The 10606-nt window shown below is 66.4% G+C and carries 11 protein-coding genes; all 11 read left to right on the top strand.

Annotated features, from left to right (window positions below):
- Positions 1-598: 598 nt before the first annotated feature.
- The 11 genes from QH276_RS21580 (at position 599) to QH276_RS21530 (ending at position 10419) form a co-directional block, all read left to right on the top strand.
- Entirely contained in the window at positions 599-1264 is a 666-nt protein-coding gene (locus QH276_RS21580) for an L-threonylcarbamoyladenylate synthase (RefSeq protein WP_280398320.1), read from the top strand.
- A gap of 58 nt (positions 1265-1322) precedes the next feature.
- Complete coding sequence (locus tag QH276_RS21575; protein ID WP_280398319.1) at positions 1323-2489, top strand: MraY family glycosyltransferase; 1167 nt, start codon at positions 1323-1325, stop codon at positions 2487-2489.
- A 10-nt stretch (positions 2490-2499) separates the two neighbouring features.
- Positions 2500-2967 (top strand): hypothetical protein, encoded by a 468-nt coding sequence (locus QH276_RS21570; protein ID WP_280398318.1) that lies wholly within the window; start codon positions 2500-2502, stop codon positions 2965-2967.
- A gap of 272 nt (positions 2968-3239) precedes the next feature.
- The gene (atpB, locus tag QH276_RS21565) at positions 3240-4088 is read left to right on the top strand and encodes a F0F1 ATP synthase subunit A (protein ID WP_280398317.1); all 849 of its coding nucleotides are present in this window, start codon (positions 3240-3242) and stop codon (positions 4086-4088) included.
- A gap of 80 nt (positions 4089-4168) precedes the next feature.
- Positions 4169-4417 carry an ATP synthase F0 subunit C gene (locus QH276_RS21560; RefSeq protein ID WP_280398316.1) on the top strand — a complete coding sequence of 83 codons (249 nt, stop codon included), beginning with the start codon at positions 4169-4171 and terminating at the stop codon, positions 4415-4417.
- A gap of 5 nt (positions 4418-4422) precedes the next feature.
- Positions 4423-4980 (top strand): F0F1 ATP synthase subunit B, encoded by a 558-nt coding sequence (locus QH276_RS21555; RefSeq protein ID WP_280398315.1) that lies wholly within the window; start codon positions 4423-4425, stop codon positions 4978-4980.
- Positions 4981-4999: 19 nt separating this feature from the next.
- The gene (locus QH276_RS21550; protein ID WP_280398314.1) at positions 5000-5809 is read left to right on the top strand and encodes a F0F1 ATP synthase subunit delta; all 810 of its coding nucleotides are present in this window, start codon (positions 5000-5002) and stop codon (positions 5807-5809) included.
- 83 nt (positions 5810-5892) lie between these two features.
- Positions 5893-7530 carry a F0F1 ATP synthase subunit alpha gene (atpA, locus tag QH276_RS21545; RefSeq protein WP_280398313.1) on the top strand — a complete coding sequence of 546 codons (1638 nt, stop codon included), beginning with the start codon at positions 5893-5895 and terminating at the stop codon, positions 7528-7530.
- 61 nt (positions 7531-7591) lie between these two features.
- A complete protein-coding gene (locus tag QH276_RS21540; protein WP_280398312.1) occupies positions 7592-8563 on the top strand; it encodes a F0F1 ATP synthase subunit gamma in 972 nt (323 codons plus the stop codon).
- Positions 8564-8586: 23 nt separating this feature from the next.
- Positions 8587-10035: a F0F1 ATP synthase subunit beta gene (gene atpD, locus QH276_RS21535; protein WP_280398311.1), complete on the top strand. Its 1449-nt coding sequence runs from the start codon at positions 8587-8589 to the stop codon at positions 10033-10035.
- Between the two features lie 6 nt (positions 10036-10041).
- Complete coding sequence (locus QH276_RS21530; RefSeq protein WP_280398310.1) at positions 10042-10419, top strand: F0F1 ATP synthase subunit epsilon; 378 nt, start codon at positions 10042-10044, stop codon at positions 10417-10419.
- Positions 10420-10606 lie beyond the last annotated feature (187 nt).

Below are 10606 nucleotides of genomic sequence, written 5' to 3'. Positions count from 1 at the left end.
GTTCAGCCCCGCGATACTCGCGGCTGCGCCGCATTGTCTCGCGGGGCTGAACGCAGGGACGGGCCGAACCCTCCAAATGCCTCGCTGAACTCGGCGCCGCCGTGGTCGCGTTCGCTTTCGGGGGTTATCGATACTGCGAGTGCCTCGCTGGACTCGGCGCCGCCGTGGTTGTGCTCGGTTTCGGGGTTGTGCCCGGACAATGCCTGGCTGGGTGGGGCGCCACCTGGCTGCGTTTGATTTCGGGGTTATCCACATTGCGAATGCCTGCTGAACTCGGCGCCGCCGTGGTCGCGATCGGCTCCGGGGTCATGGACACTGTGAATGGTTCGCTGGGTGCGGGGTCGCCGGGGTTGCGTCAGGTTTTGGGTGGCCGGTTCGTCCAGAAGCCGCGTCGGACTCGGCGGCGTCGCTGCGCGGGACCGGAATGGACGTGGTCGAAGCCTCTCGGGGCCTGGCTGGGTTCTGCGTCGCTGGTGGGCGTGTTCGCGGACGGGCGCGGGCTGTGGCCGGGCAACCGGGAGCGTTGATCCGGGCGTGCTGTGTCACGGGGTGAGGGGGAAATCCGCGCGGCCGGGGGCGGCGCAATACGATTGTCGCCGTGAGTACTGTCTACGACTGCGCCGAACCCGATTCCCGCGCCGCCGGCCTGGCCGCGGCCTCCAGTGCTCTGAAATCGGGACGATTGGTCGTGATGCCCACCGACACCGTGTACGGCCTGGCGGCCGATGCGTTCGATTCGGCGGCTGTGGCGTCACTGCTGGCGGCCAAGGGGCGGGGCCGGGATATGCCGGTGCCGGTACTGGTCGGGTCGTGGAACACCATCGACGGTCTCGTTTTCTCGGTGCGGCCGCAGGCGCGGGATCTGATCCGGGCGTTCTGGCCGGGCGGGCTGAGCATCGTGGTGCAGCAGGCGCCGTCGCTGGCGTGGGACCTCGGTGACGCGCGGGGCACCGTGATGCTGCGGATGCCGTTGCATCCGGTCGCGCTGGAACTGCTGCAGGAGGTGGGTCCGCTGGCGGTGTCCAGCGCGAACATCTCCGGGCGGCCGGCGGCCGCGAATGTGACCGAGGCGCGTGAGCAGCTCGGTTCCGTGGTCGGGGTGTACCTCGACGGAGGTCCGGCGGAGCATGCCGTCGCCTCGACCATCGTCGACCTCACCGGTGATCAGCCACGCATCCTGCGCGCGGGTGCGGTGCCCACCGAGGCGGTGGCCGAAGTACTCGGCACCACCCCCGACGCGCTGATCGGATCCTCCGCGCGGTGAGTGAACCGGGCGGTGCGGAGGAGCGGGCGGTAGCTGTGGTGACGGGGTGGTCGGCGCGATGACCGGGTCCGGTGCGGTTGTCCCGCTGCGCGAACTCCTGCTGGTACTGCTGATCTCGGCGGTGGTCACCTTCCTGGCCACCGGTGGTATCCGCACATTGGCGATCGGGTTCGGCGCGGTGGCGATTCCGCGTGATCGTGATGTGCACGTCAAACCGATTCCCCGGATGGGCGGGGTCGGTATGTACATCGGCGTGGTGGCGGCCGTGTTGTTCGCCCATCAGCTGCCGGCACTGCGCCGCGGGTTCGACTACCGGCCCGATATCGCGGCGGTCCTGGTGGCGGCGACGATCATCGTGGCGGTCGGCATCGTGGACGATCGCTGGGGTCTGGACGCGCTCACCAAATTCGCCGGTCAGGTCACCGCCGCGGGTGTGATGGCGGTGATGGGCCTCGGCTGGTACCTGATCTACGACCCGTTCAGCAACACCACCGTCGTCCTCGACGGCCTGCAGGGCGGGCTGGTGACCGTCGCGGTGGCGGTGACACTCATCAACGCCATGAACTTCGTGGACGGGCTGGACGGCCTCGCCGCGGGGCTGGGCCTGATCGCCTCGGTGGCGGTTTTCGCCTTCGCGATCGGCCTGCTCACCGAACAGGGCGGTTCCGTGGACAGCTATCCGCCCGCGCTGCTGGCGGCCGCGATGGCGGGCGCCTGCCTCGGTTTCCTGCCGCACAACTTCTCGCCCGCCCGGATCTTCATGGGCGATTCCGGGTCGATGCTGATCGGGCTCGTGCTGGCGGCCGTGTCCACCAGCGCGTCGGGCCGGATCCCGCTGCAGGGGTACGGGCCGCGCGATATCGTCGGCCTCCTCTCGCCGCTGCTGCTGGTGGGCGCGGTGATGTTCATCCCGGTACTCGACCTGCTGCTGGCGATCGTGCGCCGGGTACGAGCCGGGGTCAGCTTCTCGACGCCGGACAAAATGCATCTCCATCACCGGCTGCTGCAGATCGGGCATTCGCAGCGCCGGGTCGTGCTGGTGATCTATCTGTGGGTCGGCATTCTCGCCTTCGGCGCGGTCGGTACCTCGGTGATGGACCGGCGCGTAGTGGTGGTGCTGATGGCCGCGGGCTTCCTGTTCGCGCTGGTCGTGACCGCTGTTCCCGGTTTGTGGCGGCGGCAGGCGCGGCGGGAGGCGGCGGGGTCGGCTCCGGGGTCCGGGTAGAGTGCGGACTGTGTCCACCAGCTCCGCCGCCCCCGGTACCTCCGACCACCAAGACGCGCCGCTGCGCGCCGCCCTGCGGTACGGACTGATCGGTCTGGCGGTGCTCACGGTGCTCGCGGTCGTGCTCGCGACCCTGGCGGCAGGCGTCGCCGGACTGTGGGGTGCGCTGCTGGGGGCCGCGATCGGCGGCGGTTTCATCCTGACCACGGCCGCGGTGGTGCTCCTCGGCGCCACATTGCCGCCCACGACGGCCGGGCTGGTTATGCTGGCCAGCTGGGTCGGAAAACTGCTGGTCGCGCTGATCGTTATCGCGGTTTTGCAGCAATTCGAGTTCTACGATCGAATCGCTTTGTTCCTGACCGTCGTGGGTGCGCTGATCATCGTGCTGGGCGCGGAGACTTACGGTGTATTGCGCACCAAGGTGCCGATTGTCAACCTCCCTGATCAAGACTCGGGCGCCGATTCCGAAACGCCCTGACCGGTATCTACGACGACTTGTCGTAGATAACATCGCCCCCGCTACGCGTTGTCGTAGATCTCTTGGTAAAGTCTTGGTAAGCAAGCGGCTCGGTGAGGGGTCCCGGCAAAGGTCCTACGAACTGCCGCTATGCTACTGCCGTGCCGGGCTTGTAAAGAGTTCGGTTCTGCATGTCGACGATGTCGCCGACACACGTACAGACGCCAGCGCGGAACCCCGCTACAGCTGCTGACGAACTTCGAGCCGACCTCAGTCGACCACATTGATCGTCAATGTCCGATCGAACCGCGGGAAAGAAACATCCCGCGGCCCGAACACGGGAGAGAACGCTGAGCGTCACCACCTTGGCCGCGGAGTTTCACGCGCCGTCGCTAACCGACTTTTTCCCTCCGGCGGTGCTGTTCGAGGGGACTCCGTTCGAACTCGATCGGCTGATGCTGGTCCGGCTGCTGATGACGGCCGTGCTGGTCGCCTTCCTCTTCCTGGCGTTCCGTAGTCCGCGACTCGTGCCCAAGAAGCTGCAGAACATCGGCGAAATGGGCATGGTCTTCGTCAAGGAGCAGATCTGCGACGAAGTGCTCGGCAAGGAAAGCGGCCGCAAGTTCTTCCCGCTCATCGCGACGATCTTCTTCACGGTCCTGTTCCTGAACTTCTCGGGTGTTATTCCCGGTCTGAACATCTCGTCGAACGCGCGTATCGGCATGCCGCTGGTACTGGCTGTGATCGCGTATATCGCGTTCAACTATGTGGGCATCAAGAAGTACGGCTTCTTCACCTATATGCGCAGCAGCGTCGTCGTTCCGAATGTTCCGCCGGCCATGCACGTCCTGCTCATTCCCATCGAGTTCGTCTCGACGTTCATCCTGCGCCCGTTCACGCTGACCGTCCGACTCATGGCGAATATGCTCGCCGGCCACATCATGCTGGTGCTGTTCTTCAGCGCGACCCAGTTCTTCCTCTTCGACGCGGACAACTGGATGAAGGTCTTCTCGCCCTTCTCGCTGCTCGGCGGACTCGCCTTCACACTCTTCGAACTGCTGGTCATTTTCCTGCAGGCCTATGTATTCGCGCTGCTGACCGCCGTGTACATCAGCCTCGCCCAGCACGCCGACGACCATTGACCGACGACCGGAACAACCGATAAGGACCTGCTACACCACGCCGACCGGCGGGTGAGCAATAGAAAGGGAATGGAAGACTCATGAGCCTCTCGTACTTGGCCCAGGAAGCTGCCACCAACGAATCCACGCTGCGCGGCCTGGGTGCCGTCGGTTACGGCCTGGCGGCCATCGGCCCGGGTATCGGCGTCGGTATCGTCGTCGGTAAGGCGATCGAGGGTATTGCCCGCCAGCCCGAACTCCAGGGCACCATCCGGACCAACATGTTCCTCGGCATCGCGTTCACCGAAGCCCTGGCGCTGATCGGTCTCGTCGCCGGCTTCATCTTCTGATTCCGATGAACGAGTTCACTCTGCTCGCAGCGGAAGGAGAGGACATCAACCCTCTCATTCCGGCGACGTACGACATCGTCTGGTCGGCGGTCTGCGTGGCGATTATCGCCTTCGTGGTCTACAAGTACGCCGTTCCGCGCCTCATGAAGGTGCTGGACGAGCGCGCCGACAAGATCGAGGGTGGCATCGAACGGGCGGAGGCGGCACAGACCGAAGCCCAGGAGACACTGCAGCAGTACCAGAAGCAGCTGGCCGACGCCCGCCTGGAAGCCGCGAAGATCCGTGAAGACGCCCGCACACAGGGCCAGCAGATCCTCGCCCAGATGAAGGCCGACGCCCAGGCCGAGAGCGACCGTATCGTCGCGGCCGGGCACACCCAGCTGGAAGCCCAGCGCCAGCAGATCCTGACCGAGCTGCGCGCCGAGGTCGGCCGCACCGCGGTGGACCTGGCCGAGAAGATCATCGGGCAATCGGTATCGGACGAGGCCAAACAGGCCGCGACGATCGATCGATTCCTCGATGAGATCGACCGGTCGGATGCCGGTATCGGGGTCGGAAGGTAACGACGGAGGCGTGAGAACCATGTACGCAGCAAGCCGTGAGGCCAGCTCCCGGTCCAAGGAGGCTCTTCGGGCCGCGCTGACCGGAAGCAACGGTGTCGCGGCCACGACGGGGTCCGAACTGTTCGCCGTTGTCGACGTACTGGACGACCAGCGTCCGCTGCGTGTGGCGCTCGCGGACGTGTCGGTGCCCGGTTCGGCCCGCGCCGAACTGAGTGAGCGGGTCTTCGGGAGCCGGGTCAGCGCTGCCACGCAGGCGGTGCTGACCACCGCGGTAGCCCAGGATTGGTCCCGCGCCCGCGACCTGGTCGACACCCTGGTCCTGCTCGGGCAGCTGGCGCTGCTGGAAGCAGCGTCCGAACAGGGGCGGATGACCGCGGTCGAGGACGAGCTGTTCCGGCTCGGCCGGATCATCAATGACAATCCGCAGCTCGAACAGGCCCTGTCCGATCGTGCCGCCTCCCCGGCGGCCAAACGGGAACTGCTCGGGCGGCTGCTGTCCGGCAAGACCGAGTCCATCACCCAGAGCCTGGCCGAACAGGTGGTGACCAGGCAGCGTTCCGGGATCGGCCCGGCCTTCGACGAACTGTCCGATCTGGCCGCGGCCCGGCGTCAGCAGATCGTCGCGCATGTGCGGTCGGCGAGCGAGCTGACCGATTCCCAGCGGGAGCGGCTGGCCGGCGCGCTGGGCCGCATCTACGGCAAGTCCGTCACCGTGCATATCGAAGTCGAACCCGAGCTGCTGAGCGGTCTCGTCGTACGCATCGGCGACGATGTGATCGACGGCAGTGCGATCGGCCGACTGGAACGGCTGCGCCGCTCGCTCACCTAGCGGTACGCCACCGGGAACCCCCGGCGCACCGGCCGCACCACACCCCCCGACATTCCAGACCAGAGACCGAGAGCAGGAAGAACATGGCGGAGCTGACGATCTCCTCCGACGAGATCCGTAGCGCGATCGAAAGCTACACCCAGAGCTACACCCCGGAAACCTCCATCGAGGAAGTCGGTGTCGTCACCGATACCAGTGACGGCATCGCGCATGTCAGCGGCCTGCCTTCGGCTATGGCCAACGAGCTGCTCGAATTCCCGGGTGGCGTGCTCGGCGTGGCGCTGAACCTCGAGGACCGTGAAATCGGTGCCGTCATCCTCGGCGAGTTCGCCGAGATCGAAGAGGGCCAGCAGGTGCGCCGCACCGGCGATGTGCTCTCGGTCCCGGTCGGCGACAAATTCCTGGGCCGCGTGGTGAACCCGCTCGGCCAGCCGATCGACGGTCTGGGCGAAATCGAATCCGACGAGCGGCGCGTGCTGGAGCTGCAGGCCGCCACCGTGCTGGAGCGCCAGCCGGTCGAGGAGCCGATGGCCACCGGTATCACCGCCATCGATGCGCTCACCGCGATCGGCCGGGGCCAGCGTCAGCTGGTCATCGGCGACCGTAAGACCGGAAAGACCGCGGTCTGCATCGATACGATCCTGAACCAGAAGGCCAACTGGGAGTCGGGCGATCCGGCCAAGCAGGTGCGCTGCATCTACGTGGCGATCGGCCAGAAGGGTTCCACCATCGCGGGCGTCAAATCCGCGCTGGAGGAGCACGGCGCGCTGGAGTACACCACCATCGTGGCGGCCCCGGCCTCCGATTCCGCCGGCTTCAAGTGGCTGGCGCCCTACACCGGTTCGGCCATCGGCCAGCACTGGATGTACCAGGGCAAGCACGTCCTGATCGTGTTCGACGATCTGACCAAGCAGGCCGAGGCCTACCGCGCGATCTCGCTGCTGCTGCGCCGCCCGCCGGGCCGCGAGGCCTACCCGGGCGACGTCTTCTACCTGCACTCGCGGCTGCTGGAGCGTTGCGCCAAGCTCTCCGACGAGATGGGCGGCGGTTCGATGACCGGTCTGCCGATCATCGAGACCAAGGCCAACGACATCTCGGCCTTCATCCCGACCAACGTCATCTCCATCACCGACGGTCAGGTCTTCCTGGAGTCCGACCTGTTCAACAAGGGTGTCCGCCCGGCGATCAACGTCGGTACCTCGGTCTCCCGTGTCGGTGGCGCCGCGCAGACCAAGGGTATGAAGAAGGTCGCCGGTTCGCTGCGTCTGGAAATGGCCCAGTACCGCGAGCTGGAGGCGTTCTCCGCCTTCGCCTCCGACCTCGATGCCGCCTCGCTGGCCCAGCTCGAGCGCGGTGCCCGCTGGGTCGAGCTGCTCAAGCAGGACCAGTATTCGCCGATCCCGGTCGAGGACCAGATCGTCTCGATCTTCCTGGTCGACGCCGGCTACTACGATTCGGTGCCGGTCGCCGATATCCGCCGCTTCAATGTCGAGCTGCTCGAGGATCTGCACGCCAACGCCGCCGATGCCTTCACGAGCATCGCGGGCGGCAAGGTGCTGCAGGACGAGGCCGCCGAGCAGATCAAGACGGCCACCGACAAGTTCAAGCAGGGCTTCCTCGCCTCCGACGGCAGCCGCGTGGTGAACGAAGCCGACGCCGGCGAACTGGCCCACGAAGAGGTCGAGTCGCTGTCGGTCACCCGCAAGCACGTCGAGAAGTAGACCGGGCGAACCATGCGCTGTTTTCCTGTAACGCCACGAACGAAGGGAGTGTGAACCGCCGATGGCTACCTTGCGCGAGCTGCGCTCCCGTATTCGTGGTATCAACTCGATCAAGAAGATCACCAAGGCCCAGGAGCTGATCGCGACCTCGCGTATCACCAAGGCCCAGGCCCGGGTCGCGGCCGCCAAGCCGTACTCCGAGGAGATCACCAAGGTGGTCGCGGAGCTGGCGAGTGCGTCGAAGAATCTGTCGCATCCGCTGCTCACCGAGCGCCCGGACCCGAAGCGGGCCGCGATCCTGGTGATCACCAGCGATAGCGGTCAGTGCGGCGGTTACAACTCCAATGTGCTCAAACGCGCCGAGGAGCTGATGACCACCCTGCGCGGCGAGGGCAAGGAACCGGTGCTCTACGTCATGGGCAACAAAGGCCTGACGTACTACACCTTCCGCAACCGCCGGCCGGTCGCCTCGTGGACCGGGTTCTCCCAGCAGCCGACCTACCCCGATGCCTCGGCGGCCTGCAACCACCTGGTGGAGAGCTTTATGGCGGGCTCCACCGGTGAGGTCGAGGCACCGGACGGTACCGGTCCGATCGCGGGCGTGGACGAACTCCATATCGTCTACACCCGGTTCGTGAGCATGCTGTCGCAGACGCCGGAGGTGCGCCGGATGGCGCCGATTCAGATCTCCTTCGTCGACGAGAACTTCGATCTGGGCAAGGACATGCTGTCCGATTCGCCCACGGCCGAGGTGCACGCGCAGTACGAATTCGAGCCCGACGCCGATGTGCTGCTGGCGGCCCTGCTGCCGAAGTACATCAATACGCGGATCTACGCGTCGTTGCTCGACGCAGCGGCATCCGAGCACGCCGCTCGGCGCACCGCAATGAAGGCGGCCACCGATAACGCCAACGAGTTGGCGAGCTCCCTGTCCCGGCAGGCGAACTCGTTGCGGCAGGCCAACATCACGCAGGAAATCAGCGAAATCGTCGGCGGCGTGAACGCCCTGGCGGCCAGCTCGGAACGCGACTGAGACGCAGGAAGAGAACCTAGAAAATGACCGCAGCTGTTACTCGAGAAGACTCGAGCCGGACCGGCGCCGCCAGTGGCCGCGTGGTCCGCGTCATCGGCCCCGTCGTGGACGTCGAGTTCCCGCGGGGTTCCATCCCTGAACTGTTCAACGCCCTCTCCGCCGAGATCACCCTGAAGTCGGTGGCCAAGACGCTGACCCTCGAGGTCGCCCAGCACCTCGGTGACAACATCGTGCGCACCATCTCGATGCAGCCCACCGACGGCCTGGTCCGTGGCGCCGAGGTCCGTGACTCCGGTAAGCCGATCTCGGTGCCGGTCGGCGATGTCGTCAAGGGCCACGTGTTCAACGCCCTCGGCGACTGCCTCGACAGCCCCGGCCTGGGCCGCGACGGCGAGCAGTGGGGTATCCACCGCAAGCCGCCGAGCTTCGACCAGCTCGAGGGTAAGACCGAAATCCTCGAGACCGGCGTCAAGGTGCTCGACCTGCTGACCCCGTACGTGAAGGGCGGCAAGATCGGCCTGTTCGGTGGTGCCGGCGTCGGCAAGACCGTGCTGATCCAGGAGATGATCACCCGTATCGCGCGGGAGTTCTCCGGTACGTCGGTATTCGCCGGCGTCGGTGAGCGCACCCGTGAGGGCACCGACCTGCACCTGGAAATGGAAGAGATGGGCGTTCTGCAGGACACCGCCCTCGTCTTCGGCCAGATGGACGAGCCGCCGGGCACCCGTATGCGCGTCGCCCTGTCGGCGCTGACCATGGCGGAGTACTTCCGCGATGTGAAGCACCAGGACGTGCTGCTGTTCATCGACAACATCTTCCGGTTCACCCAGGCCGGTTCCGAGGTCTCGACCCTGCTGGGTCGTATGCCCTCGGCCGTCGGTTACCAGCCCACCCTGGCCGACGAGATGGGTGAACTGCAGGAGCGCATCACCTCGACCCGTGGTCGTTCGATCACCTCGCTGCAGGCGATCTACGTCCCCGCCGACGACTACACCGACCCGGCGCCGGCGACCACCTTCGCCCACCTGGACGCGACCACCGAGCTCTCCCGCCCGATTTCACAGAAGGGCATCTACCCGGCCGTCGACCCGCTGACCTCGACCTCTCGTATCCTCGAGGCCTCGATCGTGGGCGAGCGGCACTTCGCGGTGGCCAACGAGGTGAAGCGGATCCTGCAGAAGTACAAGGAACTGCAGGACATCATCGCCATTCTCGGTATGGACGAGCTCTCCGAAGAGGACAAGGTCCTCGTCGGCCGGGCCCGCCGGCTGGAGAAGTTCCTCGGCCAGAACTTCATCGTGGCCGAGAAGTTCACCGGTCAGCCCGGTTCGGTCGTTCCGCTGGAACAGACCATCGACGACTTCGACCGGGTCTGCAAGGGCGAATTCGACCACTTCCCGGAGCAGGCGTTCAACAGCTGCGGCGGTCTCGACGATGTCGAGGCGGCCGCGAAGAAGATCGCCGGAAAGTAGTCCTTCATGGCGGATATGTCAGTTGATTTCGTCGCGGTCGAGCGGCGGCTCTGGTCGGGCCGGGCGAGTTTCGTCAGCGCCCAGACCACCGAGGGCCAGATCGGCATCATGGCGGGTCACGAACCCCTGCTCGGGCAGCTGGTCGAGGGCGGCACGGTGACCATCGTCGATACCGACGGCAACCGGGTCGTCGCCGCGGTCCACGGCGGCTTCTTCTCGGTGACCGCGAATACGGTGCGGGTGCTCGCCGAGCGGGCCGAGTTCGCCACCGAGGTCGATGTCGACGCGGCGCGCAAGGTACTGAACGAGGGTTCGGCTTCGCCGGAGGACCAGCTGGCCGCGCAGGGCCGGGTTCGCGCTGTCGAACAGGCCGCGACTGCCTGATCTCGCGGACGAGAAGTCAACAGAATATTTTCGGCTCCCGGGGGGGGGGGGGCCGCCGGCGGCCCGGCCCCCCGCCCCCCCCCCCGCCGGGGGCGCGCCCCCGGAACCGGGGCTGGGCGCCCGCGACCCAGGCGACGGTCTCGGGCCAGCTGTGCTGCTGGAAGTCGAGCAGGGCCTGGGCTTCGGT

Source organism: Nocardia carnea, from assembly GCF_029869215.1.
Taxonomy (GTDB): domain Bacteria; phylum Actinomycetota; class Actinomycetes; order Mycobacteriales; family Mycobacteriaceae; genus Nocardia; species Nocardia carnea_B.
This window is presented reverse-complemented; position numbering and strand designations above follow the sequence as displayed.

Excerpts from the sequence above, each read along its gene's own strand:
- atpA (WP_280398313.1), top strand. The coding sequence starts at position 5,893 with ATGGCGGAGCTGACGATCTCCTCCGACGAGATCCGTAGCGCGATCGAA.
- QH276_RS21530 (WP_280398310.1), top strand. The coding sequence starts at position 10,042 with ATGGCGGATATGTCAGTTGATTTCGTCGCGGTCGAGCGGCGGCTCTGG.
- atpB (WP_280398317.1), top strand. The coding sequence starts at position 3,240 with ATGTCCGATCGAACCGCGGGAAAGAAACATCCCGCGGCCCGAACACGG.
- QH276_RS21550 (WP_280398314.1), top strand. The coding sequence starts at position 5,000 with ATGTACGCAGCAAGCCGTGAGGCCAGCTCCCGGTCCAAGGAGGCTCTT.
- QH276_RS21560 (WP_280398316.1), top strand. The coding sequence starts at position 4,169 with ATGAGCCTCTCGTACTTGGCCCAGGAAGCTGCCACCAACGAATCCACG.
- atpD (WP_280398311.1), top strand. The coding sequence starts at position 8,587 with ATGACCGCAGCTGTTACTCGAGAAGACTCGAGCCGGACCGGCGCCGCC.
- QH276_RS21575 (WP_280398319.1), top strand. The coding sequence starts at position 1,323 with ATGACCGGGTCCGGTGCGGTTGTCCCGCTGCGCGAACTCCTGCTGGTA.
- QH276_RS21540 (WP_280398312.1), top strand. The coding sequence starts at position 7,592 with ATGGCTACCTTGCGCGAGCTGCGCTCCCGTATTCGTGGTATCAACTCG.
- QH276_RS21555 (WP_280398315.1), top strand. The coding sequence starts at position 4,423 with ATGAACGAGTTCACTCTGCTCGCAGCGGAAGGAGAGGACATCAACCCT.